The 26,421-nt window shown below is 72.9% G+C and carries 18 protein-coding genes and 2 pseudogenes; 10 read left to right on the top strand and 10 right to left on the bottom strand.

What is annotated here, in order from left to right:
• Nucleotides 1-22 precede the first annotated feature (22 nt).
• The 7 genes and pseudogenes from ACSMXW_RS13830 to ACSMXW_RS13800 form a co-directional block, all read right to left on the bottom strand.
• Nucleotides 23-1,027, bottom strand: coding sequence for a LacI family DNA-binding transcriptional regulator (locus ACSMXW_RS13830; protein ID WP_485806536.1), 1,005 nt, complete (start codon nucleotides 1,025-1,027; stop codon nucleotides 23-25).
• A gap of 80 nt (nucleotides 1,028-1,107) precedes the next feature.
• Nucleotides 1,108-3,360: an alpha-xylosidase gene (yicI, locus tag ACSMXW_RS13825; RefSeq protein WP_485806534.1), complete on the bottom strand. Its 2,253-nt coding sequence runs from the start codon at nucleotides 3,358-3,360 to the stop codon at nucleotides 1,108-1,110.
• 40 nt (nucleotides 3,361-3,400) lie between these two features.
• A pseudogene (locus ACSMXW_RS13820) lies at nucleotides 3,401-3,571 on the bottom strand (carbohydrate ABC transporter permease); the annotation flags it as partial.
• A gap of 510 nt (nucleotides 3,572-4,081) precedes the next feature.
• On the bottom strand, nucleotides 4,082-4,516 hold the full coding sequence (locus tag ACSMXW_RS13815; RefSeq protein WP_485806533.1) for a hypothetical protein: 435 nt from the start codon (nucleotides 4,514-4,516) through the stop codon (nucleotides 4,082-4,084).
• A 252-nt stretch (nucleotides 4,517-4,768) separates the two neighbouring features.
• Nucleotides 4,769-5,433: pseudogene (locus ACSMXW_RS13810) on the bottom strand (MvdC/MvdD family ATP grasp protein).
• On the bottom strand, nucleotides 5,433-5,693 hold the full coding sequence (gene tgmA / locus ACSMXW_RS13805; RefSeq protein WP_485806532.1) for a putative ATP-grasp-modified RiPP: 261 nt from the start codon (nucleotides 5,691-5,693) through the stop codon (nucleotides 5,433-5,435). The pseudogene ACSMXW_RS13810 and the gene tgmA overlap by 1 nt, the downstream one beginning before the upstream one ends.
• 320 nt (nucleotides 5,694-6,013) lie before the next feature.
• Nucleotides 6,014-6,343, bottom strand: coding sequence for a hypothetical protein (locus ACSMXW_RS13800; protein WP_485806530.1), 330 nt, complete (start codon nucleotides 6,341-6,343; stop codon nucleotides 6,014-6,016).
• Nucleotides 6,344-6,540: 197 nt separating this feature from the next.
• Here ACSMXW_RS13800 and ACSMXW_RS13795 point away from each other — a divergent pair, with 197 nt between their 5' ends.
• Complete coding sequence (locus tag ACSMXW_RS13795; protein WP_485806528.1) at nucleotides 6,541-8,289, top strand: NsdA family TPR-like regulatory protein; 1,749 nt, start codon at nucleotides 6,541-6,543, stop codon at nucleotides 8,287-8,289.
• A gap of 32 nt (nucleotides 8,290-8,321) precedes the next feature.
• Here the strand turns inward: ACSMXW_RS13795 and ACSMXW_RS13790 are convergent, their stop codons facing one another.
• From ACSMXW_RS13790 to hpnR, 3 genes are all read right to left on the bottom strand, one after another.
• Nucleotides 8,322-9,500, bottom strand: a complete 1,179-nt coding sequence (locus tag ACSMXW_RS13790; RefSeq protein WP_485806526.1) for a hypothetical protein — start codon at nucleotides 9,498-9,500, stop codon at nucleotides 8,322-8,324.
• Nucleotides 9,501-9,670: 170 nt separating this feature from the next.
• The gene (locus ACSMXW_RS13785) at nucleotides 9,671-10,999 is read right to left on the bottom strand and encodes an MFS transporter (protein WP_485806524.1); all 1,329 of its coding nucleotides are present in this window, start codon (nucleotides 10,997-10,999) and stop codon (nucleotides 9,671-9,673) included.
• Nucleotides 11,000-11,419: 420 nt separating this feature from the next.
• Complete coding sequence (hpnR, locus tag ACSMXW_RS13780) at nucleotides 11,420-13,003, bottom strand: hopanoid C-3 methylase HpnR (protein WP_485806523.1); 1,584 nt, start codon at nucleotides 13,001-13,003, stop codon at nucleotides 11,420-11,422.
• 323 nt (nucleotides 13,004-13,326) lie between these two features.
• Between hpnR and ACSMXW_RS13775 the strand changes: the two genes are divergently transcribed.
• The 9 genes from ACSMXW_RS13775 (at nucleotide 13,327) to ACSMXW_RS13735 (ending at nucleotide 26,000) form a co-directional block, all read left to right on the top strand.
• A complete protein-coding gene (locus ACSMXW_RS13775; protein WP_485806521.1) occupies nucleotides 13,327-13,545 on the top strand; it encodes a putative leader peptide in 219 nt (72 codons plus the stop codon).
• Between the two features lie 233 nt (nucleotides 13,546-13,778).
• The gene (locus tag ACSMXW_RS13770; protein WP_485808016.1) at nucleotides 13,779-15,035 is read left to right on the top strand and encodes an LLM class flavin-dependent oxidoreductase; all 1,257 of its coding nucleotides are present in this window, start codon (nucleotides 13,779-13,781) and stop codon (nucleotides 15,033-15,035) included.
• Nucleotides 15,036-15,055: 20 nt separating this feature from the next.
• A complete protein-coding gene (locus tag ACSMXW_RS13765) occupies nucleotides 15,056-16,447 on the top strand; it encodes an NtaA/DmoA family FMN-dependent monooxygenase (RefSeq protein WP_485806520.1) in 1,392 nt (463 codons plus the stop codon).
• A gap of 382 nt (nucleotides 16,448-16,829) precedes the next feature.
• Nucleotides 16,830-18,239 carry an MFS transporter gene (locus ACSMXW_RS13760; RefSeq protein WP_485806519.1) on the top strand — a complete coding sequence of 470 codons (1,410 nt, stop codon included), beginning with the start codon at nucleotides 16,830-16,832 and terminating at the stop codon, nucleotides 18,237-18,239.
• Between the two features lie 494 nt (nucleotides 18,240-18,733).
• Nucleotides 18,734-19,909 (top strand): uroporphyrinogen-III synthase, encoded by a 1,176-nt coding sequence (locus ACSMXW_RS13755; protein ID WP_485808014.1) that lies wholly within the window; start codon nucleotides 18,734-18,736, stop codon nucleotides 19,907-19,909.
• Between the two features lie 560 nt (nucleotides 19,910-20,469).
• Nucleotides 20,470-21,081 (top strand): CGNR zinc finger domain-containing protein, encoded by a 612-nt coding sequence (locus ACSMXW_RS13750; protein WP_485806518.1) that lies wholly within the window; start codon nucleotides 20,470-20,472, stop codon nucleotides 21,079-21,081.
• A gap of 497 nt (nucleotides 21,082-21,578) precedes the next feature.
• A complete protein-coding gene (locus ACSMXW_RS13745) occupies nucleotides 21,579-22,178 on the top strand; it encodes a sigma-70 family RNA polymerase sigma factor (RefSeq protein WP_485808012.1) in 600 nt (199 codons plus the stop codon).
• The gene (locus ACSMXW_RS13740; protein WP_485806517.1) at nucleotides 22,175-23,065 is read left to right on the top strand and encodes an anti-sigma factor family protein; all 891 of its coding nucleotides are present in this window, start codon (nucleotides 22,175-22,177) and stop codon (nucleotides 23,063-23,065) included. The genes ACSMXW_RS13745 and ACSMXW_RS13740 overlap by 4 nt, the downstream gene beginning before the upstream one ends.
• 619 nt (nucleotides 23,066-23,684) lie before the next feature.
• Nucleotides 23,685-26,000 carry a HelD family protein gene (locus ACSMXW_RS13735; RefSeq protein WP_485808010.1) on the top strand — a complete coding sequence of 772 codons (2,316 nt, stop codon included), beginning with the start codon at nucleotides 23,685-23,687 and terminating at the stop codon, nucleotides 25,998-26,000.
• The last annotated feature ends 421 nt before the right edge of the window (nucleotides 26,001-26,421 follow it).

Here is a 26,421-nt window from a genome sequence, read left to right as displayed (position 1 = left end):
GGTGTGGGGGCTTGCCCCCACATCACGACCGCGGCGCCGTACTGCCCCGCACAACCAGCCGAGGCGGAAGCAACGTCGCCTCCGGTACGGCCGAACCCCCGAGCTTCCGCATCAGCAGCTCCACCGCCCGCGCCCCCACCTCCGCCGCGGGAACGGCGACGGACGTCACCGGCACCCGCGCCGAGCGAGCCACCTCCTCCGGACAGATCGCCGTGACCGACAGATCGCCCGGCACCCGCAGCCCCAGCTGCTCGAACGCGTCGATCAGCGGCTCCACCAGCGGCTCGTTGTGCACGACCACCCCGGTGAGCGCCGGCTGTCCGCGCAGCAGCCGCTCCGCCACCGCCCGCGCGGCCGCGGGCGACGCCTCGCAGGGGTGCACGGACGACGCGAGACCGTGCCGGTCCGCCGCGGCCGTGAACCCCTCCGCGACCCGTCGCGCGAAGCCGGTCTGGCGCAGGTAGACCTCCGGCGGGGAGCCGATCAGCGCCACACACCGGTGCCCGAGCAGCGCCAGCTGCTCCACGCACGCCGCGCCCGCCGCCCGGAAGTCCAGGTCGATGCAGGTGAGGCCGGCGGGCTCGGCGGGGAAGCCGATCAGCACCGAGGGCCGGTCCAGGGCCCGCAGCAGCGGCAGGCGGGCGTCGTGCATCTGGACGTCCATCACGATCAGGGCGTCCACCAGCGCGGTGTCCGCGACCCGCCGTAGCCCCTCCTCGCCCTCCTCCTGGGTGAGCAGCAGCACGTCGTGGTCGTGCCGCCGCGCGGTGGTCACCACCGAGACCGCGAACTGCATCACCACCGGCACGTGCATGCCGGTGCGCAGCGGCACCACCAGCGCCAGGACGTTGGAGCGGTTGCTGGCCAGTGCCCGCGCCCCGGCGTGCGGCCGGTAGCCCAGCTCCCGGATGCTGGCCTCGACGCGGCGCCGGGTCTCGGCGGAGATGGACCGCTTGCCGCTCAGCGCGTAGCTGACGGTGCTGGGGGACACTCCGGCGTGCCGCGCCACATCTGTGATCTTGACCAAGGTGGCCCCCTTCAGCCGCCGCGCGGTGCGCCGCCACCGACCTGTACGGACGAAAAGCCCTGGTAACCGACGGCAAACCGCTACTCCAGCTCCAGCGAGAGAAACCCGGTGCCCGCCTCGGCGCGGGCCGTCCGCCCGCCGCACTCGACGGCCCAGGGCGCGGCCGGGTCGTCGGCCGCGGCGCGCAGCACGCTCCCCTCCCGGGCCACGGTGAACGTCGTCTCGCCGACCGGCACGGTGACCTGCGTGCCGGGCTCGGGCGCGAAGACGCGCAGGGTGACCCCGTCGGCGTAGGCGTAGTCGGGCCGGTCGTGCACCGCACCCACCGGGACCACCGCGCCGGGCCGCACCAGCAGCGGGACGCTGAGGAAGCCGTGCCGCTCGCGCACCCAGCGCGGCCCGGTGACCGTCTCGCCGGTCAGGAAGTGCGTCCAGGTGCCCTCCGGCACGTAGTACGCGACGTCGCCCTCGTCGGAGAAGACCGGGGCGACCAGCAGGTCAGGACCGAGCATGTACTGCCGCTCCAGGTGCGCGCAGGCCGGGTCGTCGGGGAACTCCAGCACCATGGCCCGCATCATCGGCACGCCCTCGGTGTGCGCGGTGCGCGCCGCCGCCGACAGGTACGGCATCAGGCTGAGCTTCAGACGGGTGAAGAGCCGCAGCACGTCCACGGCCTCCTCGTCGAAGAGCCACGGCACCCGGTACGACGACGAGCCGTGCAGCCTGCTGTGCGAGGAGAGCAGCCCGAAGGCGATCCACCGCTTGAACAGCGCCGGCTGCGGGGTGCCCTCGAAGCCGCCGATGTCATGGCTGAAGAACCCGAAGCCGGACATGCCGAGGCTCAGGCCGCCGCGCAGCGACTGGGCCATCGCCTCGTACGTGGACGCGCGGTCGCCGCCCCAGTGCACCGGGAACCGCTGGCTGCCCGCGGTCGCCGAGCGGGCGAACACCACCGCTTCGCCCTCGCCGCGGTGCTTGTCCAGCACCTCGAAGACGGTGCGGTTGTAGAGGTGGGTGTAGTAGTTGTGCATGCGCTCCGGGTCGGAGCCGTCGGCGTAGGCGACGTCGACGGGGATGCGCTCGCCGAAGTCCGTCTTGAAGCAGTCGACGCCCATGCCGAGCAGCGCCTCCAGCTTCGCCGCGTACCACTCGCGTGCGGTGGGGCTGGTGAAGTCGACCAGCGCCATGCCCGGCTGCCACAGGTCCCACTGCCAGACACTGCCGTCCGGCTTCTTCAGCAGGTGCCCGAGCGCCCGGCCCTCCGCGAACAGCGGGGAGCGCTGCGCGATGTACGGGTTGATCCAGACGCAGATCCTCAAGCCCCGCTCCTTGAGCCGGGCGAGCATGCCCTCCGGGTCGGGGAAGACCCGCGGGTCCCACTCGAAGTCGCACCAGTGGAACTCGCGCATCCAGAACGAGTCGAAGTGGAACACCGACAGCGGTAGGTCCCGCTCGCGCATCCCGTCGATGAACGACGACACGGTCCGCTCGTCGTAGGAGGTGGTGGACGACGTGGACAGCCACAGGCCGAACGACCAGGCGGGCGGCAGCGCGGGGCGGCCGGTGAGGGCGGTGTACTTGCGCAGGATCTCCTTCGGCGTCGGCCCGTGGATCACGTAGTACGTCAGCTGCTGGCCCTCGACGCTGAACTGCACCCGGGAGGCCGCCTCCGAGCCGACCTCGAAGGAGACCCGGCCCGGGTGGTCGACGAAGACGCCGTAGCCGGCGTCGGTCAGGTAGAACGGGACGTTCTTGTACGCCCGCTCGGTGGCGGTGCCGCCGTCGGCGTTCCACATGTCCACCGCCTGGCCGTTCCTGACCAGCGGCCCGAACCGTTCGCCGAGGCCGAAGACGGAGGTGCCGACGCCCAGGTTCAGCTGCTCGCGCAGGTAGTGGGCGCCGGCGGCGTCCCGCATGATGCCCATGCCCCTGGTGCCGCTGGCGGTCAGCGGCCGGCCGCCGGCCAGGAAGTCGAGACGCCAGGGGCCGCTGCGGGCCACCCGGAGACAGAGGGCGCCGGAGGTGAGCAGGGCGTGGCCGTCGTCGTAGGACACCTGCGGCGCGAACTCGGGCTGCTCGGCGACGGTGAAGTGGGGGCCCCGCTGCCGCTCGCCGTCGAAGTGGGTGAGGGTGACCCCGATGACGTCGGGCATCGGGGCGTGCGCGCGGACGGTCACGACCGGTCCCTCCAGCAGGTCGCCGCGGTGGCGGACGGGCCGCGTCGGCGCGTGGATCTCCAGGCTGCCGGGGCCCGGCGCGACGTCGAGCACCTCGACCGGGCAGGCGGCGCCGACGCCCTCACGCAGCATCCGGTAGCCGTCGGTGGACTTCATTCGGCGCTCCTTGTCGATGACGTGCGGTGACACGCCACGGTCACGTGACGGCGCCCACGGCGATGCCGCGGGTGAGGGTCCGCTGGAACACGGGGAAGAAGCCGAGCGCGGGCGGGGCACCGAGCAGGGCGGCGGCGTTGGTCGTGGTGGCGCCCATCAGCCGCCGGCCCTGGTGAACGCCGAGCGCCACGGACGCCGTCTGGACGTCGTGGAGACCAGCGTCATCAGCGGTGCCGGAGAACGGCGCAGTGCGCTCACCCGGGGCCCTCCTGCGGTCACCTGGGGCCCTCCTGCGGTCACCTCGGTGCCTCCCGTCGCGGTCACCCGGGTTGCTCCCGGGCGTCGTCCTCCGCGCGGTCCCGCAGGCGCAGGGCGCTCAGGGCCGGCAGGCTTCCCACCGCCACCGCCGCCGCACGTCTTCGTGCCGTCACCATCCAGTGCCTCCGCCGTCGAGTCAGCCGTCGGGTCGCTGTCGTGCCGGGTACCGTGCCGTGCCGTGCAGAGGTGTCGAAGCGTTTCGACGGCGTTCGTCGAAACGCTTCGACGCGGACCGTAGGGGCGGTGCGGGGGCGCGTCAATGGGATGCGCGGGAATCGGGGGGATGTGCGGCGGGCCGAACGAGTGGGGGCGGGCTCCTGCCTGGCCCTGGGGCGAGGCGTGCTGCGCCCGGCGGCCTCGGGGGAGAGGGGGGTGGGCGTGGGCCGTCGTGATCGCTTTCCCGTCAGGCAAGGTCATGCTGCCACCGCAGCGTGGGGTGCCCTTCGCTCCAGTACGTGTGCGAATTTTCCGTGATGCGGAGCTTTACGGAGGAGATATCAGGGCTTCCGGCCTCCTGCCAGGCGATGACCGCTCGCTCGATGTCATCCCACATCGGTACGGGGCCGCCCTGCCGGACGGACTTCCATTCGCCGCCGTCTGCGATGAAATCGGCGAAAGACTCTCGCTCGGGATCGAAGACGTACATCAGTGTGGTTCCGTCGCTCGCTTTGGCCCGCGTGAACTGTGCGCCGGGCGCGGCGAGCTGCGCGAGGAAGGTGGGCATCCACTCATCCAGGATGACGGGTGACACCTTGGTCGGGCGCTGGCTGTTCGCATAGGCCACGCGGGCGGCCAGATCACCGGATACCAGCTCGGGGGCGCCCGAGCGAGCCTGCATGAAGGAGGAGCGGCCGACGATTCGCCCCTCTGCGGTGCCATCCGCGGTAGCTGATCTCCGCCCAGGTATCGGCATCGGTACAGGCCCATGGGACTGGCCGCCACCGGCCCCCGTCAACAGGAAGGAACACGCCGGGTCTGAGGAACAGCTCCCGGGGTACGGACTCCACCCCGGCCCGCCAAGCGGGGGTGGCGAGAACGCCGGCTTTCTCCAGCCGGTCGGCGAGGGCACGCCGTTCGGACGCGGTGTCGGTCATGCGGTTTCTCCCCGTCCCCGGGTCAACAGATCAGCGAACGCGGCGGACATCCTCAAGCCGGTGTTCTCCTCCAGCCACGCCCACTGGCCGTTCGGATTCAGCTCCAGCCACCAATGGTCCCCGGCTCGATCCACGGCGAGGATCAGGGAGTTCCACCACGGTGTAAGAGAGCGCCGAGTAATCCATGCGCCAGTCCAACAGGCCGGAGTCGATCCGCACGGCGAACAGGCGCCGACCGACAACCAGCACTCGTACATCACCGGTCTTGTCCACCTGGGCCTGAAAAAGGTGCGGCGTCACGCGCACGCCGTCATCGATCTCGTCCGAAGTGACCGGCTCCGCCCACGCGGTCACAGGGACGCCGTTCCGCTGGTACGGAGTCCACCGCAGTGCCTTGTGGATCACCCGCCCATGCGCGGAAATGAACTCCCGTGCGGCAATCGGATCGTTGGTCACGAGAGTCGGCGGCACGGACCTGCCCGGCCACGGGGACCGGACAGAATCCAAACCGAGCCAGGACCGTCAGGCCCGCGCCGATGTCTGCCGGGTTGAACCTCACCACCGGAACGCTCCGCCGATTGAGTTCAGCGATCACCATGTCGGCGGTGACGTCCTCTGCCTCGGTGGCCACCAGTACCGGTCTTTGCTCGGTCACCGACATCAGTCCTGCTGGGAGTCCTGGTCGTGACCCTGGTCGTGCTGCGAGTCCGCATTCGTGACCGTGGAGGTCTCGGTACCGGAGCTGGTGCCGTGCTTGCCCATCTCGACCACCTGGCCGGCACGGTCCCGGAAGACGCCGAGCTGCGTCGTGGGGTCGATGGCGACCGTCGCATGAGGGAGACGGGTGATGGTCGGATACGCGGCGAGTCGGCCGGCACCCCACGGGCGTAGGCCGGCGGATGTCCCGTGTGCGGTGGTCATCGTGTCTGTCTCCTGCCTGATGGTCGAAACGGAACAGTGCACTTGCTGAGCCGGCCACGGGCTCCGGGCTTGGTTCTGGTTCCGCGGCCTCTTGTGAGGTGTCGTCGGGCGGTTCTTCCGCGACGGAGGTCACCGGCCCGCCCGAGCCAACCGTTGCGCGTGGCTCAGGCGCCGCCCTATGCGGCAGCGGTCACCCTGCTTGCACGGCGCGCACTCGTCCTCGTGCAGCTCGCGGGCGTAGTCAAGCTGCGCGATGTCGGCCGGGCGCGGATCGGGGGAGACTTCGGCGCAGTGGATTTCAGGCTGTGCCGCGCCGTCTCTCATTCCTCCTCGGTTCCGCCGAGAGCCTGGGTGAGCAGGCGCGCGGTTCCCAGATTGATCCTGCCGAGTTCGATCAGCGGCCGCGTGTGTGGCTGCGACAAGGACACGACATCGAGGCCGAGAGACGGAACGCGGACGCCGTGCATGGCCAGCGCCGACCGGAGTTCGTTCAGCGTTCGGGCTGCTTCCTGGTGTGGGGTCGGCGGAGAGGCAGGGTCGAGATACGCGGCCTCTCCCTCATGGACATCGGGCGATGGCTCCAGATGTGGCCTCGGTGAGCCGTCGCCGGATTCCCCGGACACTGAATTGCTGTGCGTAAGCTCGGGCATGGCTGCCTGCTCCCTTCAGGTGGTCGACACACAGTCACAGGCTGAAGTGGCTCCGCCAACGGCTTGCCTGGTGCTGCCCAGTCAACGCCCGGCACGACACGGGGAACAGGTGAAAGGCCACCGCTTCCCATCGCGGGACCCCGGTGTTTTTTACCTTCGCCCGTGCCCGGGGCATTGCTTGTCGTTACGGTGAGGGCATGGCACGGAGCAACCGCAAGCTCGGCGCACGTATCGCCGAACTCGGCTTCTCTCAAGCAGGGTTAGCACGTCAGATCAATGCCGAGGTCGAACTCCTCACAGGCCGGCCCGGCAACGTCACAGATGCCGACATCCGGCGATGGCTACGCGGCGAGACCAAGTGGCCGCAGGACCGCATCAGGCTCTGTCTGGAGAAGGTTCTCGATGCCAGCGCCGTGGACCTGGGGTTTGTGCCTCGCACGAAGCGCGTCCCACCACCGGAGGAAGATCCCGTGCAACGACGAGCGCTCCTCACCGCCACAGGCGGTACGGCCCTGGCCATTGCCGCTCCGCCCGCGTCCGTCCACAGACGTCTTGGCGTAAATGATGTCCGGCGATTCCAACGGGACTACGTGGCCATCCTTCGACAGGATCAAGCCGTGGGAGGATCACGGAAGGTGGAAGACCGCGCGGTGGAACTGGCTTTGCGGGTTCAGTCAGCCCTTGCCGTATCCTCGTCCGCAACCCGGGTGCGGGAGATGTTTCATCGACTCGCTGCCGAGGTCCTCAGCTCTGCGGCTTTCGCGGCCATCGACGCAAGTTCCCCCGACCGCGCACGCACCCATCTTGACAGAGCTCTGACCTTCGCGGGCCTGTCTCGTGACAGCGGAACGGTCTATCACGTCTGGGACCATCTGACCCTTACCTCCAGCCAGCGTGAGAATCACGGGGAAGCCGTTGCCGGATCGGAGGTGCTGAAGCGCTCTTCCATCGCACGGAAAGACCCGTTGTACGCCTCTCTGGGGCACATCCGGAATGCCAACGCACTCGCACGCCTCCGGTATCGCTCCGAAGCTCTCCGAGCCCTCAGTGACGCGGAGCGTGCTTTTGCCCGTAGCGTTGACGAGGATCGGCCGGAGTGGATCAATTTCTTCGACGCCAGCGAGGTGGACGCTCTCTCTTCGTTCATATGGTCGGCACTAGGTGATCACGGACGGGCCGAGTACTGCCTGCACCGCACGCTCGCTGCCATCCCTGACGGTATGGTCCGAAACAGAGCTCTGTATATCAGCTCACCTGTCGCTGGCTCAGGCCCGGCAGGGAGAACTGGAGTTGGCCTGTGCGACTGCTCGGCAGGCTCAGGGGTTGCTATTGCGCTCTTCCGGTTCGAGGAGAACCGCCAATACTCTGACGGCGACGCGAAGGGTGATCACAGCCACAGGGTCAAAGAGCCCGGAAATCATCAACTGGGTCGAGGAGTCCCGTCAATGGATCTGAAGCACTATACGCATGCCGATGCACAAGACATCAGGTCCCTGCTGCTCGACATTCACGACGAGGTGTATGCGGACGATCCGGACCCGTTTTCCTCCCGTGAACGCTTTTCGTACTTCGTCGATCTGTGGTCCTCGCGTGAGAACTGGCAGTGTGTGTTGGGCTGGGAAGAGGACAGCCCAGTCGGGTACGCGTACGGCTCCATGCTCAAGCGCGGTGGATGGTGGAAGGGGCACCAACGTCCGATCGGCATCCGGGGATCGGTCTTCGCGCTGTCGGAATTCATGGTCGTTCCCCAATGGCGCGGGACAGGCCGGGCAAAACAGATTCATGACGCGTTGCTCGCCTCGGTCGAAGCCGATGTGATAACGCTTCTGGTCAACTCCAGTCACCCCAAAGTCCGAAGTCTGTACGAGAGTTGGGACTACAACAAGGTGGGCGAGGCGAAGCCGTCGGAGGACTCGCCGTTGTACGTCGTCATGGCCAAGGGGTAGACGCGCGCGCCGGGTCGGGTCGACGGCAGCCCTTACAGCAGCGCTCCCGAGGGGTCGATGCGGAAGGCGCGGCCGTGTACGGCGAAGTCCGAGGGGTCGCCCGCGGTGCGGCTGTCGTCGGCCCAGGCGATGAACGCGGACTCGCCGTCGCCGCCGAAGGCCGTCGCGGCCGAGACCTGGAAGCGGTCGCCGCTCGGCGCGGTGTTGACCTGCACCTTGTCGGTGAGCGAGCCCTGGCTGTCGGAGCAGACCTTGGCCATCACCGCGGGGACCGTGGACAGGGTGGTCGCGCTCTTCTCCACCCAGGCGAGCAGGAACCGCCCGCCGGGCAGCGGCGCGACCGCCGGCCAGGAGCGGTGGAACCCCTGCGGGGTGCCCGCGGTCAGGCTGCCGGCCAGCGTGCCGTCCGCCTCGAAGATGCTCGCCTCCACGGTGCTCTGCGGCACACCGAGGTCGCTGTCGGCGATGTGGTCCACATGGGTGATGACGAAACGCCCGTTGTCCAGGAGCGTCACCGTGTTCCCGGGCCGGAAGCCGGAGATGTCCGGCTGGATCTCGCCGCTGCGCGGAGTGCCGTCGAAGGCGAAGAGCCGGAAGACGAGGCGGTCCCCGTCGGCCGCGGCGGGATCGCTCGTCCAGGCGACGACATAGCTGCCGTCCGCGAGGATCGAGGCGACCGGGCTGCTGTGGAACCCCTCGGTGGTGTTGACGGTGAACTCCGGCTCCGCCCTGTTGCCCTCGGCGTCGAAGCGCTGGGCGCGAATGCGCCGGTCGGGCCGGGAGTCGGTCCAGACGACGACGGTGCCACCGTCCACCATCCGGGTGACGGAGGGGCGGTTGCCGGGGTCGACGTCGGCGGTGCTGACCTGGATCTCGGGGCCGGCCTTGACCGTCTTCCTGAACCGCTGCATCTTCACGTGCGGGTGCGGCGGGGGAACGTCGAAGGGCTGCTCGATCCAGGCCGTGACCACGTTGAACCCGGTGTCGGTCAGCGCCGGAAGCTGCCGGTTGACGTTGGCGGTGTCCGGCGCGGGGGCGTTGACCGTGAACTCCGCGCCGCTCCTGTCGCCGCCGGAGGTGAGGACCTGCCCCTTGATCTCGGCGGTCTGCCGGTCGGCCCACACGGCCATGTACTCGGTGCTGCTCAGGGAGTCCACGGCCGGCTGGAACTGCGGGCCGGCCGTCGACGTGTTCACCTGGATCTCGCCCATGACTGCCCTCCGTCCGGGTCCTCCTCGCGGGGCGCCCCCGGCGAGGGCGCGGGCCGCCCCTTTCGGGGCCGGGCGCTGATGAAAGGGTGGCACGGGCGGGATGGGGGTGCATCCGGAAGCGGGCCGCGGGCTTGTGGTGCTGCGCCCCGCGTGGGGCGGCGCGTGACGGTCTAGTCGTGGCCGCCGCCCACTGCCCGCAAGGCGTGGGAGGCACCCCCGGCAGGTCCTTGCGCCCCTCGCGAGCGCGCCGCCGCGCAGGACAGGGCGAACGCCGTGGCGGCGGCCGCCGCCGGTACCGCGTAGCCGGTCGCCGCGCCGGCGTGTTCCACCAGCCAGCCGCCGGTCGCCGAGCCGGCGGCGACGCCGCCCAGCAGCGCGGTCACCGAGAGGGTCATGCCCTCGTTGAGCCGGCCTGCCGGGGTGCGGCGCTGGACCAGCGTCATACCGGTGACCATGGTCGGCGCCGTCGCCATGCCCGCGACCAGCAGCGTTCCCGCGAGCACCGGCAGCGAGCCGGTGAGGGTGGCGGTCAGCAGCGGCAGCGTCATCAGTACGGTCATCGCGGCCACACAGCGGGGCAGCCGCCGCTCGGGCGGGCCGGTGAGCCGCCGCGCCCCGTAGACGAGGCCCGCCGCGCACGACCCCGTCGCCTGCAACGCGAGCACCGGGCCCGCCATCGCCCGATGCCCCTGTGCGTCCGCAAAGGCGATCGTCACCACTTCGAGGGAGCCGAAGACCCCGCCGGTGGCGAGGAAGACGACGAGCAGGGCCGGGAACCCCGGCGCCCGCAGCGGGGCCCGGCCCGCGCTGCGGCCGTGCGCCGGGGGCTGGGTGCGGCGCTGGGCGGCGAAGAGCAGCACCCCCGTCACCAGCAGCACCACCCCGACGACCGTGCCGGCCTCCGGGAACAGCGCGGTGCACAGGAACGCCGCGAGCACCGGACCGAGCATGAAGCACAGCTCGTCCGCGGCCTGCTCGAAGGAGTTCGCGGTGTGCAGCGCGGCCGGGTCGCCCCGCAGCAGGTGGGCCCAGCGGGCCCGGGACATGCCGCCCGTGTTGGGCGTGGTGGCGGTGGCCGCGTAGCAGGCGAACAGCGTCCAGTCCGGTGCGTCCGTGGCCACGCACAGCACCAGCGCGAGGGAGCCGAGCGCGGCGCACGCGGTCGCCGGTACGGCGACCCGCGCCTGCCCGTACCGGTCGACCAGCCGCGCCGTCCAGGGGCCGGCGAGCGCGGTGGCGGCGAGCCCGGTGGCCGTGACGGCACCGGCGAGCGCGTACGAGCCCCGGGCTCCGGCGATCATGGTGATCGCGCTCACGCTGAACATGCCCATCGGGAGGCGGGCCAGCAGATTTCCGAACGTGAACGCGCGGGCGCCCGGTATGGCGAAGAGGCGAACGTACCGGGCGGCGGCGCCCCCGGTGCCCCCGGCGGGGGGCGCGCCAGGCCGGGGCGCGGAAGCGGCCCCGGGGGCCCCGGTGGCGGGCGTCTGGTCCGTCATGCGCCAACGGTCCTACGGGCGGCCCGCCCCGGTCCAACGCTTATTCGGGGCGCAGCGCCTCCAGGCGGGGGTGCGCCCCGGCCCCCTCACGGGACGCGCTGTGCCCCGGCCCCCTCACGGGACGCGCTGTGCCCCGGCCCCCTCACGGGACGCGCTGTGCCCCGGCCCCCTCACGGGACACGCTGCGTCCCGGCCCCCTCCCGCGACGCGCTGCGTCCCGGCCCACCCAAGGGGCGCGGGGATGGGGGTACCTCCCACGCCTTCAGGGCGGTGGGGGAGCGACAAGCCACGACGAGACCGTCGGGTCGTCACCGTCCCGGTGGGGCTGTTCCGGTGGTCTCCGGGCCACCGGCCGGTGGGTGGCTGGTCGCGCAGTTCCCGGCGCCCCTTTTGGGGCGGCGCTGTGCGCCGATGGGGTCGTCACCGTCCCGGTGGGGCTGTTCCGGTGGTCTCCGGGCCACCGGCCGGTGGTGGGTTGCCCGCGCCGTTCCCCGCGCCCCTCGGGGCGGGCCGGGGCGCAGCCCCGTCGCTCTCGTGGGACGGGGCCCGGGTGTGGACATAGAGGAGGCGGCGGTCGTCGACGTTCAGGCGGTGGGGGAGGGGCAGCTCGTAGCGGACCGGGCGGTCGTGGTCCGCGAGCTGGGCCTTCGGGTTGTAGACCCGGTTGAACCGCCACAGCATCCGCGCGAAGTTCGTCTGCCCCCGCGCCAGATTGCCGGCCAGCACCCGGAACGCCCCGAACGCCGTGGACAGCCCCAGGTGCTTGCGGTTGATGACGGCCTGGGTGCGCACCAGCTCCCGGTAGAACTCGTCCAGCGGCAGCGTGGTGGGCACCACCGCGTGCTGGATGTCGAAGAGCCGGTAGTCCCGGGTGGTCAGCCGGCGCGCCTCGGTGTGCCAGATCTCCGTGCCGGGGTACGGCGTCATCACCGTCAGGTGCACGATCTCCGGCACCGACATGGCGAACTCCCGCACGATCCGGAAGCGCTCCTTGTCCCAGGCCGGGTCGACGATCAGGTTGATCGCGACGTTGATGCCCAGCCGGCGCGCCACCTCGAGCGCCTCGAAGTTCTGGTCCGGGCTCACCCGCTTGCGGTACAGGTCGAGCCCCTCGGCGTCGATCGCCTCCATGCCCAGGAACATGTAGCGCAGGCCCAGGCGCGTCCAGCGCTGGAAGACGTCCGTGTTGCGCAGCAGCACATCGCTCCGGGTCTCCAGGTAGTACCGCTTGCGTACTCTCCGGCGCTCGATCTCGGCGGCGATGGCGTGGCCGTGCTCCGGCCGGATGAAGGCCACGTCGTCCACGATGAAGACGTTGGGCTCCCGGATGCCCGCCAGCTCCTCGGCCGCTGCCTCGGGCGACGCCTTGCGGTAGCTGCGGCCGTAGAACGTCCAGGCCGAGCAGAACGAGCAGTCCCAGGGGCAGCCGCGGGTGAACTCGATGGAGGCGCAGGGGTCCAGCTCGCCGATGAAGTAGCTCTTCCGCCGGCGCATCAGGTCCCGGGCGGGGCGCGGCTCGTCGATGCTGTGCAGCATCTTCGGGGCAGGACCGCGGCCCTCAGGGGTGACGATCCCGGGCACCTCCCGCAGCCCGCCGTCGCGCACCGCCTCCAGCAGGGGGACGACGGCCGTCTCGCCCTCGCCCCTGACGACCGCGTCGACGGCGCCCTCGGCCTGCTCCAGCACGTCCTCGGCGACGAACGAGACGCTGTGCCCGCCGAGAAAGACGAAGCAGTCCGGCAGCGTCTGCTCGGTGTGCCGGGCGATGTCGATGGCCTCCGGGATGTTGGCCAGGTAGTTGAGCGAGATGCCGAGCGCCTCCGGCCGGAACGAGGCCATCTCCTCGTGCAGGTCGCGGTGCCCGTGCACCTGGAGGTCCAGCACGCGCACCTCGTGCCCGGCGGCGCGGGCCGCGCCCGCCACCCGTTCCAGGCCGAGGGGTTCCAGTCGCAGGAAGATCTCCGAGTACATCAGGGCGCTGGGGTGGACGAGCAGTAGGCGCATGAGTACCTCATGTCCGGGGATAGGTGGATAAAAGTATCCGCGCCCCGGGGTGGGAGTGCCGTGTGCGCCTGAGCCGTTCGGGTGCGGGTGCGGGTGCGGGTGCGGGTGCGGGTGCGGGTGCGGGTGCGGGTGCAGGGGCAGGCGGGAGGCGGGAGGCGGAAGGCGCCGGGCCCGGTCGTGCGCCCCGGCGCACAGCGCAGCCGGGCGCGGCGGCGGTGCGCCCCTCGCGGCGGTGTGCGCACCATGTCCGGCCACCCCGCCGCGGCGCATGCCGCCGCGGGCCGGAATAGGAAGCGCGGCCCGGCGGTTGTCGCTACGACGAGATGGATCCCGCGTCGCGACGCGGGCAGGCATGCGGTCCGGCGTGGCCCGCGCGCGCACGTCGTGCCGGAGGGGCGGAGGTGACGGACATGCGACCGGCGGCCGGCCTCCGTGTCCCCACGCGCGCGGTCCGCGTGCTCGCCCCCCGCCACCCCGTACACCTCTACACCCGGCCGCACATCGACCTCCAGCGTGTGGCCGGCACGCTCTGTTGCTCCTGACTGTCCCCCGCCCCGGGTCCGCCCAGCCGCGGCCCGGCGTTCTCGTACGGCCGATCAGGAAGGCACCTCTCGTGTCCGCGTCTTCATCGTCTCCGCTGCCCTCTTCCCCCGCCGCCCCCTCCGGCGCCACCGCTTCCCCGGCCCCCGCCGCCGCGGGGCCCGCCGCCTCCGCCGCGCCGGACGCCCCGACCGCCCCCGCCGCTCCGGACGGCGCCCTCCACCTCGCCGTCGCGCTGGACGGCGCGGGCTGGCATCCGGCCGCGTGGCGCGAACCGGTCTCGCGGCCCCGGGACCTGTTCACCGCCGGCTACTGGGCCGACCTCGTGGCCGAGGCCGAGCGCGGCCTGCTCGACTTCGTGACGTTCGAGGACGGGCTCGCCCTCCAGTCGTCCCGGTACGGCGTGCCGGACGACCGCACCGACCAGGTGCGCGGCCGCCTCGACGCGGTCCTGATCGCCGCCCGTGTGGCGCCCCTGACCTCGCACATCGGCCTGGTGCCGACCGTGGTGGCCACCCACACGGAGCCGTTCCACATCTCCAAGGCGATCGCCACCCTCGACTATGTGAGCACCGGCCGCGCCGGGCTGCGGGTGCAGGTGACCCGCCTCCCCCATGTGGCCGCACACTTCGGCCGGCGCACCTTCCCGCCCGCCCGCGTCGAGGACCGCGCCACACCTCAGGGGCGCCGGCTCACCGAGGAGCTGTTCGCGGAGGCCGCCGACCACGTCGAGGTGGTCCGGCGGCTCTGGGACAGCTGGGAGGACGACGCGGAGATCAGGGACGTCGCCACCGGCCGTTTCATCGACCGCGACAAGCTGCACTACATCGACTTCGAGGGCCGTTTCTTCAGCGTGAAGGGCCCCTCCATCACGCCGCGCCCGCCGCAGGGCCAGCCCCTCGTCACCGCCCTCGCCCACGGACGCGTCCCCTACCGGCTGCTCGCCACGTCCGCGGACATCGGCTACGTCACCCCCGAGGACACCGCCCACGCCCGTGCGATCGTCGGCGAGGTGCGCGCGGCACAGGGCCGCGCGGGCCGCGCCGCGGAGCCGCTGCACCTCTTCGGCGACCTGGTGGTGTTCCTGGACGACGACCCCGCGGCGGCGCGGGAGCGCCGGGCGCGGCTCGACGATCTGGCCGGCTCCCCGTACACCAGCGACGCCCGGATCTTCACCGGCAGCCCCGCCCAGCTCGCCGACCTCCTCCAGGAGCTGGCGGACGCCGGCCTGACCGGCTTCCGGCTGCGGCCCGCCGTCGCCGGTCACGACCTGCCCGCGATCACCCGGGGCCTGGTGCCCGAGCTACAGCGCCGCGGCGCCTTCCGCACCGCCTACGAGGCCCCCACCCTGCGCGGCCTGCTCGGCCTCGCCCGTCCCGCCAACCGTTACGCCACCGGCCCCTCCGGCCCCGTCCACACCACCGGCACCACCGGCACGACCGGCACCACCGGCACCACCGACACCGACACGACCGGCGCCGTCGCCGTCTGAGCCGAGGGGACCCACCGACCATGAGCAGCGCACACTCCCGCACATCGAACATATCGGATACATCGGGCAAGCCGGTCAAGCAGATCCACCTCGCGGCGCACTTCCCCGGCGTCAACAACACCACCGTCTGGAGCGATCCGGCCGCCGGCAGCCACATCGAGTTCAGCTCCTTCGTGCACTTCGCCCGCACCGCGGAGCGCGCCAGGTTCGACTTCCTCTTCCTCGCCGAGGGCCTCAGGCTGCGCGAGCAGGGCGGCAAGATCTACGACCTGGACGTGGTCGGCCGTCCGGACACCTTCACCGTCCTCACCGCACTCGCCGCCGTCACCGACCGCCTCGGTCTCACCGGCACCATCAACTCCACCTTCAACGAGCCGTACGAGGTGGCCCGCCAGTTCGCCAGCCTGGACCACCTCTCCGGCGGCCGCTCCGCCTGGAACGTCGTCACCTCCTGGGACGCCTTCACCGGCGAGAACTTCCGCCGCGGCGGGTTCCTGCCGCAGGAGGAGCGGTACTCGCGGGCCAAGGAGTTCCTCCAGACCGCCACCGAACTCTTCGACTCCTGGCACGGCGACGAGATCGTCGCCGACCCGGCCACCGGCACCTTCCTGCGGGACGCGCGGGCCGGGGCGTTCGTCCACAAGGGCAGGCACTTCGACATCGAGGGGCAGTTCAACGTCCCGCGCAGCCCCCAGGGCCGTCCGGTGATCTTCCAGGCCGGCGACTCCGACGAGGGCCGCGAGTTCGCCGCGTCCGCCGCCGACGCGATCTTCAGCCGGTACAGCACCCGCACGGAGGGGCAGGCGTTCTACCGGGACGTCAAGGGCCGCCTCGCCCGCCACGGCCGCACCCACGACCAGCTGCTGATCCTGCCCGCGGCCACGTTCGTGCTCGGCGACACCGACGAGGAGGCCGCGGAACTGGCCCGTGAGGTGCGCCGCCAGCAGGTCAGCGGGGCCACCGCCATCAAGCACCTGGAGTTCGTCTGGAACCGCGACCTGTCCGGCTACGACCCGGACGGGCCGCTGCCCGACATCGACCCCGACCCCGGCGAGCACACCATCGCCCGCGGCCGGGCCCAGGTGCGGATGTACCGGGACCCGCTGAAGACCGCCCGGGAGTGGCGGGAGCAGGCCGCCGCCAACAAGTGGTCCATCCGCGACCTCGTCATCGAGACCGGCAACCGCCAGGCCTTCGTGGGCTCCCCGGCCACCGTCGCCCGGGCCATCGACGACTTCGTCCAGTCCGACGCGTCCGACGGCTTCATCCTCGTCCCGCACATCACGCCCGGGGGACTCGACGGCTTCGCGGACACGGTGGTGCCGCTGCTCCAGGAACGCGGCGTCTTCCGCACGGAGTACGAGGGCACCACCCTCCGGGACCACCTCGGCCTGGCCACGCCGGGGCGGTGAGTTCGGCTTCCGCCCCTGAGCCGTCGTGTTTCGGCCGCGGGCCGGGGGCTGGTCGCGCCCGCGCGGCCGAGCCGGATGTCGACACGGGCCCCGCGCTCCCGTCGGGGCGCGGCCCCGCCTTGACGGAGTGGGGAGCCGCTGCCCGGACTCACCCCGGCCGGCCGCCGCCACCCGTGAGCAGGGCGTCGAGTCCGGCCGCGAAGAACCGTCACGTCGGCGGCCGCGGCCCGTCGAGCCCGCCTCCGCAGGGGCACGGACCGCCCTCACCCCCCGCTCGCGGCCGGCGTGAGAGCAACGTTCCGTCGTGGTCACGCCGTGCCACGGCGACGAAATCCGCCATCCCTACCGTCGGGCTCACCACCCGAGAAAGTGGAGGCGGGACATGCGCGAGACACCGGCCCCTGGCCGTACCGGAGGCCGCTTCGACCGTGGCCGTACCAGCCGTGGCAGAGGGCGCTGGATCGAGGAGTGGGATCCGGAGGACGAGCGGTTCTGGCGGGAGAAGGGGGAGCGGATCGCACGGCGGAACCTGTGGTTCTCCGTGCTCTGCGAGCACATCGGCTTCTCCGTGTGGACCCTCTGGTCCGCGCTGGTCCTCTTCATGGGCCCCGAGTACGGCATCGACCCGGCCGGGAAGTTCTTCCTGGCGTCCATGGCGACCCTGGTCGGGGCCGTCGTCCGGGTGCCGTACACCTTCGCCGTGGCGCGGTTCGGCGGGCGCAACTGGACGGTGATCTCGGCGTCGCTGTTGCTGGTACCGGCCGCCGCGGCGTTCGTGGTGATGACGCCCGGCACCCCCTACTGGACGTTCCTGCTCTGCGCGGCGCTCAGCGGCATCGGCGGCGGGAACTTCGCCTCGTCCATGACCAACATCAACGCGTTCTTCCCGCTGCACCGCAAGGGCTGGGCGCTCGGGGTGAACGCGGGCGGCGGCAACCTGGGCGTGCCGGTGGTCCAGTTGGTGGCCCTCGCCGTGATCGGCGCCGCGGGCGGGCCGCGGGTGCTGCTCGGGATCTACCTGCCGTGCATCCTCGCCGCGGTGTGCTGCGCCATGCGGTTCATGGACAACCTCGCGACGGTGCGGAACGACACCGGGGCGGCGCGCGAGGCCGCCCGCGACCGGCACACCTGGATCATGGCGTTGCTGTACGTGGGCACCTTCGGGTCGTTCATCGGATACAGCTTCGCCTTCGGGCTCGTCCTCCAGACGCAGTTCGGGCGCACACCGTTGCAGGCCGCGTCCCTCACCTTCGTGGGCCCGCTGCTCGGCTCGCTGATCCGGCCGGTCGGCGGGCGGCTCGCCGACCGGTACGGGGGCGCCCGCATCACCCTGTGGAACTTCGTCGCCATGGCCGCCGCCACCGCGCTGGTCGCGCTCGCCTCCGGCAGGGCGTCGCTGCCGCTGTTCACCGGGGCGTTCATCGCGCTCTTCGTGCTGTCCGGGCTGGGCAACGGCTCCACGTACAAGATGATCCCCGGCGTCTTCCAGGCCAGGGCGGCGGCCCGCGGGCTGACCGGGGAGGCCGCGGCGGCGTACGGACGGCGGCTGTCGGGGGCGGCGATGGGGCTGATCGGCGCGGTCGGGGCGCTCGGCGGGCTCGGCGTCAACCTCGCCTTCCGGCAGTCCTTCCAGACCGGGGGCACCGGCACCACCGCGTTCCTCGCCTTCCTCGGCTGCTACGCGGTGTGTTACGCGGTGACCTGGGCCGTATACCTGCGGCGGCAGGGCACCGCCGGCGAGCCCGGGGCCGGGGACCGGGAAGAGCGGCGGGCGGCGTACGCGGAGGTGTGAGACGGCGGGGCCGGACTACGCGGAGGCGCCTGGGGGACCCGGCGGGTTGGCGGGCGCGTCCGTGCGCGGCGTGCGGCGGACGCGTCCGTGCGCGGCGTGCGCCGGTGCGGGCCGGCCGACGGGTGCCGTAACACTGCGGACATCATGGTGATCCGAGCCTGACACGGCCCCTTGGCAGGCTCGACCAGCAGAGCGGCACAGTGGCCACGGCACGAGCTGCAGCCAACGAGACCACGGGACGCGGGACGAGAGCCATGGACGAGCGACAGCAGGGTGAGCGGCCGAGGGAGAACGGGAGGGCGGCGCAGGCGCCGGCCGGGACGCCGGCCCAGGCCTCGGCCCGGAGATCGGCCCAGGGGCCGGATGAGGTGCCGGGTCCAGGGCAGGGTCGGATGCCGGGTCGGTGTCAGGAGCCGGGTCGGGTGCCGGATCAGGAATCCGCCCGGGTGTCGGATCAGGAATCCGCCCGGGTGCCGGATCAGGAGTCCGCCCGGGTGCCGGCCCAGGAGTCGGCCCAGGCGCCGGCCGATCGGCTCGCCGCCGCGGGTGCCCCGCTCGCCGGGTTCACCGTCGGGGTGACCGCGGCCCGCCGTGCCGATGAGCTGGGGACGCTGCTGGAGCGCCGCGGCGCCGCCGTGCTGCACGCGCCCGCGCTGCGTATCGTGCCGCTCGCCGACGACAGTGAGCTGCTCGCCGCCACCAAGGAGCTGATCGACCGCGCACCCGACGTGGTGATCGCGACCACCGCGATCGGCTTCCGCGGGTGGGTGGAGGCCGCCGACGGCTGGGGGCTCGGCGAGGGGCTGCTCGACCGGCTGCGCGGGGTGGAACTGCTGGCCCGCGGGCCCAAGGTCAAGGGGGCGGTGCGGGCCGCAGGGCTGACGGAGGAGTGGTCGCCGTCGTCCGAGTCGATGGCCGAGGTGCTCGACCGGTTGCTGGCGCAGGGCGTCGAGGGACGCCGGATCGCCGTCCAGCTGCACGGGGAGCCGCTGCCCGGCTTCGTCGAGTCGCTGCGGGCCGGGGGAGCGGAGGTCGTCGGGGTGCCGGTGTACCGGTGGCTGCCGCCCGCCGACCTCGCGCCGGTGGACCGGCTGCTGGACGCGACGGTGGCGCGGGGGGTGGACGCGCTGACGTTCACCAGCGCGCCGGCCGCGGCGTCGCTGCTGCGGCGGGCTGAGGAGCGGGGCATGCTGCCCGGGGTGCTCGACGCGCTCGGGCACGATGTGCTGGCGGCCTGCGTGGGGCCGGTGACCGCGACGCCCCTGCAGGCCCACGGCGTGGTCACCGTCCAGCCCGACCGCTTCCGGCTCGGGCCGCTCGTCCAGCTCCTCTGCCAGGAGCTGCCGGCCCGCGTCCGCGCGCTGCCCGTCGCGGGGCACCGCCTGGAGATACGCGGGCACGCGGTCCTCGTCGACGGTGTGCTGCGGCCCGTGCCGCCCGCCGGGATGGCCCTGCTGCGCGCCCTGGCCCGGCGGCCGGGCTGGGTGGTCGGCCGGGCTGACCTCCTGCGCGCGCTACCCGGCGCGGGGCGGGACGAACACGCGGTGGAGACGGCGATGGCGCGGCTCCGTGCGGCCCTGGGGGCGCCGCGGCTCATTCAGACGGTGGTCAAGCGGGGGTACCGGCTGGCGCTCGATCCGGCGACCGACGCGAAGTACGCGGACCGGTAGGGGGCCGCCACGGCAGGGGGCCGCGTACCCGAGGTTCGGGGCGCCTTGTGGTCTCGGGTTCGCCCGGTGGGCGGCCGCGGGGTTCGCCCGTGCCGGGACGCCTTCGGTTCGGTGGGGGCGGTGCCTGGCGTGTGCGGGTCCGCTGTGGCTTGTCGCTCCTCCGTACCTGAAGGACCTGGGAGGGCCCCCAGCGGACGGACATCCCCGCCTCCCCTCGCGTTTCGCCGGCGGCTGCGGGGCCGGTGGCCTACTCCGCCCCCGTCAGGAGATGACCTCGATCGGGCAGCGGGCGGCCTTGCAGCGGCTCAGCCGTGCGGCGCCGGTGACCAGCGGGCAGGAGAAGACCTCGGCGGCGGCCAGGTAGGCGGCGTCGTGGCCCGGGACGCTCTCACGGAGTTCCCATCTTCCGCAACGTCACTCGGCGGACACGCGGCGGAAGGGCGGTGCCGCGGGCGCCGAAGTGGCGTCTCGCGGTGTCCGGCGGGTTCCGGGCGGGCGTTCGGGCGGGCACTGTAGGGGGAGGCCATACACCCGGACCCCCACAAGGCGGTGACAGGCTCATGGCAGCGGGCGCCCTTGGCACGGCCTCGGCAACCTCCGAGTTCCGGTTCGACTCCGGGCGGATCTGTCTGGATCTGCTGGCGACCGCGCATCCCGGCGAACGTCTCGATTCCGTCTCCCGGTTGCGGGCCTGGTGCACCGGCGAGGGGCTGGTGCCCCCGGCCCCGGTGGCCGCCCCGGCCGTGCTGCCGGCGGCCGACCCGCTCTGGCTGGTCGCCTTCCGGGAACTGCGCGGGCACATCGGGCACCTGGTGCGGGGCGAGTTGGACGGGCGGCCCGCGACCGGCGCCCTGGAGTACGTCAACGCACTGGCGCGCGAGGCCCCGCCCGCGCCCCGGGCGGTGCGGAACGGGGACGGCACCCTCATCCGCGCGCTGCACGCCGACCCGGGCTGCAAGGCCCTGCTGGCCCTGCTGGCCCGGGACACCGTCGACCTGCTCACCGATCCGGCGGCCCGGGGCCGCCTGCGCCGGTGCGAGGGGGACAACTGCCCGCTCATCTACCTCGACACCTCCCGCGGCCGCCGCCGCCGCTGGTGCTCCAGCGAGGTCTGCGGCAACCGGGAACGCGTCGCCCGGCACCGGCGCCGTGCGGCACTGGCCCGGGTGTAGCGGGGCGAGCCCTTCGGGCGCGATCAGTCCGGGGCCGGGGCGAGGTTCCGGACCAGGTGCAGGTACACCTCGTCGCCGACCGCACCGTGCTCACGCTCCGGGACGTCCAACCCGGAGCATGTGGTACTCGTCACCCGTGCGGTGAGCAGAGCCCGTCGGCGGCGGGGCTCCGGAAGATCGCGCCGACCCCTCTGACGGGCCCTGAATTTCCGGTCTGAGGGACATTTCGGGACGTACAAATCGCCATCAAGTATCCCTTGCCGGACCGAATCGCCGAAGAGGGCCGATCGGAACGGAGCAGTGGCGAACGGTGCTGAACGGACTCCTTGTCCCATCCGTATGGAGCGGTGGAAACGCAGGGCGGGAGGACATCGGAGGCACGGGTGCGCAAGGATTTGGCCGTGGCCGATGAACGCCCGCACAGCCCGCCGATCCCGCCGACCCAGGCCGGGCCGCCCGGCATGCCCGACGGGGGTGCCTCGCACGCCTCGAAGGCGATGGGGGAGACCGGCCGACGCGGCCCCGCCCGCGTGCCGGGTCCCGCCCGTCCGCCCGATCCGCCGGGGGACGGCCTCCCGCGGCCCGCGGCGGGGCCCGACGAGGAGCTGGTGCGCGCCCTCTACGAGGAGCACGCGGGGCCACTGCTCGGCTATGTGCTGCGCCTGGTCGCGGGCGACCGGCAGCGCGCCGAGGACGTCGTCCAGGAGACGCTGATCCGGGCCTGGCGGAACGCCGGCCAGCTGCACCGGGCGACCGGCTCCGTGCGCCCCTGGCTGGTCACCGTCGCGCGGCGCATCGTCATCGACGGGCACCGCAGCCGCCAGGCCCGGCCGCAGGAGGTGGACCCCGCGCCGCTGGAGGCGATACCGGCCGCCGACGAGATCGACCGGGCCCTGTGGCTGATGACGCTCTCGGACGCGCTCGGGGACCTCACGCCGGCCCACCGGGACGCACTGGTCGAGACCTATTTCAAGGGGCGCACGGTCAACGAGGCGGCCGAGGCGCTCGGCATCCCGAGCGGCACCGTCCGTTCGAGGGTGTTCTATGCACTGCGTTCACTGAAGCTTGCGCTGGAGGAGCGGGGGGTGACGTCATGAGCGCACACGGACCTGGTGACCCGGGCGCGTCCCCGCCCATCGACGACGACGTACACGAGACGGTCGGGGCGTACGCCCTGGGCCTGCTGGAGCCCGCGGAGGCGAGCGCGTTCGAGGAGCACCTGGCGGGCTGCGAGCGGTGCGCCGGGCAGCTCGACGAGCTGGTCGGCCTCGGCCCGATGCTCGCGGAGCTCGCCGACCTGCCGGATCCCGCGGCGCCGTCCGCGGACGTCCCGGCGGCCGCGGACGGCGCCCAGGGCGCGGCCCCGGCGCCCTCGGCCCCGCATGCGCCCACGCCGGGCCGCCCGCCCGTGCGGCGCGGCGCCCCCCGCCGCCGGCCGCCGGCCGCTCCGAGCCGGGGGCTCGCCGACCGGCTGCTCGTGGAGGTCGCGGCGGACCGGGCGCGGCGGCGCCGGCGGGCCCGGTTCCTGATGGCCGGGGCGGCGGCGCTGATCGTGGCGGGGCCGTTGGCGACGCTCGGCCTGGGCGGTGGCGAGGACACCGCGCGGCCGACGCCGGACAGCGTCGCCCTGCGGAACATGCCGGAGAAGGTGCACGCCATCGATTCCGGCACGAAGGTCAGCGCGACGCTGGGCCTGGCGGACACGCCGTGGGGGACGGACACCGTGCTGGAGCTGAAGAACCTCAAGGGGCCCGAGAGCTGCTCCCTCGCCGCGGTCGGCGACGACGGCAGCAGTCAGACCATGACGTCCTGGTCCGTCCCGGACTTCGGCTACGGCATCCGGAACAGCACGAACCCCGTCGCCAAGCTCCCGCTCTACGTCCACGGCACGGCCGCCTTCGACCTCCACGACATCGACCACTTCGAGGTCAGGACGCTCGACGGCAAACACTTGGTGACGCTGAACGCCCCGCCCGCCGAGTAGCGCTCACCTTTCCGCAAGGGCGCGCCCGGAAGGGGCGCGGGGAACGGCGTGCCCGGCCCCGACGCGAGAAGAGGCTCGCCACCGGCGAAAAGAGGCGGTTCCTGTCGTCTTCCGGCCACCGGCTGGTGGTGGTTGCGCGCGCGGTTCCCCGCGCCCCCTGCGGGCGGAGCCTTATGTGCGGCGCGCCCGGAAGGGGCGCGGGGAACTGGGGGCGCCACCCACGCCTTCAGGCAGTGGGGGAGCGACGAGCCACGACGAGACGGGAGGTTCGTCACCGGTGGAAAGGGGCAGCCGTGTCGGGGCTCAGCCCCCCTGAAGGGCGCGGGGAACCCGCGCGACCAGCCACGACGACGCGGGAGGGGCGCCACCGGCGCAAGGGGACCGCACCCAAGGCGGGGGCGCCCGAAGGGGCGCAGGCGCGCACGACCGCTCGGTTTCGCGTACGGTGGACGGCTGCCCAGCACGTCAGAAGGGGGTTTCGGTGGCCGCGCAGGAAGCCGTCGATCCATCCGTCGCCCAGCCCGCCGAGCCGGACACCGCATCCGCCCGGCCCCAGGACGCCGCACTCGCTCCCGCCCACCCGCCCGGCCCCACCGCCCCGGAGCCGCCCGCCGCGGCTTTGGACTCCGTGCGCGAGGGTGAGATCGCCGTCGAGCAGCGGCACCTGGACCGGGTCTACCGCCGCCTCGAGGAGAAGATCGACGAGGCCGAGTTCCTGATGCGGGACGCCGCGGAGCGCGGCAAGGTCGGCACGCCGGGAGCGCTCGCCGAGCGGGACGCGCAGGTGTTCCGTGCCGGGATCCACCTGAACCGGCTGAACAACGAGTTCGAGGACTTCCTCTTCGGCCGGATCGACCTGCTCCGCGGCAAGGACGGCGAGAAGGGCCCCGACGGCGCCTACACGGCGCTGGAGCCGGCCGACGGCGCGGTGCGCACCGAGGAGAACGAGTCCGGCGTCCCCTCCTCGTACGCGGACATCGCCGAGACCCTGCACATCGGCCGCCTCGGCGTGCTCGACGCCGACTACACCCCCCTCGTCATCGACTGGCGCGCCCCCGCCGCGGCCCCCTTCTACCGCGCCACCCCGGTCGACCCGGGCCGCGTGGTGCGCCGCCGTGTGATCCGTTCCAAGGGCCGCCGGGTGCTGGGCGTGGAGGACGACCTGATGCGGCCCGAGCTGACCGCCTACGACGCCGAGGGCCGCGAGCTCCCGGTGGTCGGCGACGGCGCCCTGATGGCCGCGCTGGGGCGGGCCAGAGGCCACACCATGCACGACATCGTGGCCTCCATCCAGGCCGAGCAGGACCTGGTGATCCGCGCCCCCGCCGCCTCGGTGACCCAGGTCGAGGGCGGCCCCGGTACCGGCAAGACCGCGGTCGCCCTGCACCGCGCCGCGTACCTGCTGTACCAGGACCGGCGGCGGTACGCGGGCGGCATCCTGGTGGTCTCGCCGACACCGCTGCTCGTCGCCTACACGGAGGGCGTCCTGCCGTCCCTCGGCGAGGAGGGCCAGGTCGCGATCCGCGCGGTGGGCTCACTCTACGACGGCGCTCCCGGCGTCGAGGCGACCCTCTACGACACCCCGGCGGTGGCCCGGATCAAGGGTTCCACCCGGATGCTGAAGGTGCTCCGCAAGGCCGCACGCGGCGCCCTCGACCTGCACCCGGACGGCACCCCCACCCGGCTGCGCGTGGTCGCCTTCGGACGCCGCGTGGAACTGGACGCCGACGAGCTGGCGCAGATCCGCCGCGCCGCCCTGGGCGGCACCGCCCCCGTCAACCTGCTCCGCCCGCGCGCCCGCCGGCTCCTGCTGGACGCGCTGTGGGCGAAGTCCGGCGCCGCGGGCCGGCACGACGACCCCGAGCTGGCCGCCGAGCTGCGCTCCTCATTCGACGACGACATCACCTCGGAGGACGACTTCCTGGCCTTCCTGGACGCCTGGTGGCCCGAGCTGACGCCGCGGGGCGTGCTGGCCGCGATGGCCGACGAGAAGCGCCTGAGCCGGTGGTCCCGCCGCGTGCTCAACCAGTCAGAGGTGCGCAGGCTGGCCCGCTCGCTGACCCGCGAGGGCACCTCCGTGCACGACGTGGCGCTGCTCGACGAGTTGCAGGCGGTCCTCGGCGCCCCGGCCCGCCCCGCGCGCCCCCGCGAGCTGGACCCGCTCGACGCGCTCACCGGCCTCGACGAACTGATGCCCACCGGCTGGTCGAACGGCGAGAGCAGCCGGGAGCGCGCCGAGCGCCTGGCCCGGGAGCGCACCGAGTACGCGCACGTCATCGTCGACGAGGCGCAGGACGTCACCCCGATGCAGTGGCGCATGATCGGCCGCCGCGGCCGGCACGCCACCTGGACGATCGTGGGCGACCCCGCGCAGTCGTCCTGGTCCGACCCGGACGAGGCGGCCGAGGCCCGGGACGAGGCGCTCGGCACCCGGCCGCGCCGCCGCTTCACGCTCACCGTCAACTACCGCAACCCCGCGGAGATCGCCGAGCTGGCCGCGCAGGTGCTGGCGCTGGCCATGCCGGGCACCGAGGCGCCGACCGCGGTGCGGACCACCGGGCTGCGGCCGCGGTTCGCGGTGGCCGACGGCGGGACGCGGGGCCTCGCGGAGGCCGTCCGCGCGGAGGCCGCCCGGCTGCTGGCGGAGGTGGACGGCACCGTCGGCGTGGTCGTCGCGATGCACCGCCGCGCGGACGCCGCCCGCTGGCTCGCCGGTCTCGGGGAGCGTGTGGTGGCCCTGGGCAGCCTGGAGGCGAAGGGGCTGGAGTACGACGCCACGGTGGTCGTCTCGCCCGCGGAGATCGCCGATGAGGGGCCTGCGGGGCTGCGGGTGCTGTACGTGGCCCTGACCCGCGCCACTCAGCGGCTCACCGTGGTCGCCACGGACCGCGATTCCCCGGACGCGTCCGGCGTCCCGGACCTCCTCCGGGCCTGATCCGGCCCGCGACCGGCCCCCGGCAGGGGCTGCCCCTCCGGGCCGGTGACGACCTGACTGCCTCGTCGTGGCTGGTCGCGCAGTTCCCCGCGCCCCTCTCACGGGCGCTTCGCGCCCCGGGCCGGGGCGCAGCCCCCGCCTGGAAGGGGCGCGGGGAACTGCGCGAGCAACCCCCACCGGCCGGCAGCCGCGGACGAGACCGAGAAGGGGCTGACCCGGACACGACACCGTCCGTACGCCGAGGCGGAATTGCCTTGCGGGGATCGTTTGTTACCGTGGATGTGGCACCGGCCCGATCCAAGCCCCCGGGCCCAACCATAGTCGCTTCGAGCGACCACTTGCCGCGAGGCGAGCATGGCGGGTCGGTGTCGCCACACTTCACAGCGCAGCGGAGAGGCCCGCGCCACCCCGGTGGCGCGGG

Source organism: Streptomyces sp. DSM 116793 (assembly GCF_057320905.1).
Note: the sequence above shows the minus strand (reverse complement) of the source record. Positions and strands in the feature narration are given on the sequence as shown.

What these genes read in the sequence shown, in the direction of transcription:
- yicI (WP_485806534.1), bottom strand. Translation starts at nt 3,360, where the DNA reads ATGAAGTCCACCGACGGCTACCGGATGCTGCGTGAGGGCGTCGGCGCC.
- ACSMXW_RS13815 (WP_485806533.1), bottom strand. Translation starts at nt 4,516, where the DNA reads ATGCAGGCTCGCTCGGGCGCCCCCGAGCTGGTATCCGGTGATCTGGCC.
- tgmA (WP_485806532.1), bottom strand. Translation starts at nt 5,693, where the DNA reads ATGACCACCGCACACGGGACATCCGCCGGCCTACGCCCGTGGGGTGCC.
- ACSMXW_RS13800 (WP_485806530.1), bottom strand. Translation starts at nt 6,343, where the DNA reads ATGCCCGAGCTTACGCACAGCAATTCAGTGTCCGGGGAATCCGGCGAC.
- ACSMXW_RS13795 (WP_485806528.1), top strand. Translation starts at nt 6,541, where the DNA reads ATGGCACGGAGCAACCGCAAGCTCGGCGCACGTATCGCCGAACTCGGC.
- ACSMXW_RS13790 (WP_485806526.1), bottom strand. Translation starts at nt 9,500, where the DNA reads ATGGGCGAGATCCAGGTGAACACGTCGACGGCCGGCCCGCAGTTCCAG.
- ACSMXW_RS13785 (WP_485806524.1), bottom strand. Translation starts at nt 10,999, where the DNA reads ATGACGGACCAGACGCCCGCCACCGGGGCCCCCGGGGCCGCTTCCGCG.
- hpnR (WP_485806523.1), bottom strand. Translation starts at nt 13,003, where the DNA reads ATGCGCCTACTGCTCGTCCACCCCAGCGCCCTGATGTACTCGGAGATC.
- ACSMXW_RS13775 (WP_485806521.1), top strand. Translation starts at nt 13,327, where the DNA reads ATGGATCCCGCGTCGCGACGCGGGCAGGCATGCGGTCCGGCGTGGCCC.
- ACSMXW_RS13765 (WP_485806520.1), top strand. Translation starts at nt 15,056, where the DNA reads ATGAGCAGCGCACACTCCCGCACATCGAACATATCGGATACATCGGGC.
- ACSMXW_RS13760 (WP_485806519.1), top strand. Translation starts at nt 16,830, where the DNA reads ATGCGCGAGACACCGGCCCCTGGCCGTACCGGAGGCCGCTTCGACCGT.
- ACSMXW_RS13750 (WP_485806518.1), top strand. Translation starts at nt 20,470, where the DNA reads ATGGCAGCGGGCGCCCTTGGCACGGCCTCGGCAACCTCCGAGTTCCGG.
- ACSMXW_RS13745 (WP_485808012.1), top strand. Translation starts at nt 21,579, where the DNA reads ATGGGGGAGACCGGCCGACGCGGCCCCGCCCGCGTGCCGGGTCCCGCC.
- ACSMXW_RS13740 (WP_485806517.1), top strand. Translation starts at nt 22,175, where the DNA reads ATGAGCGCACACGGACCTGGTGACCCGGGCGCGTCCCCGCCCATCGAC.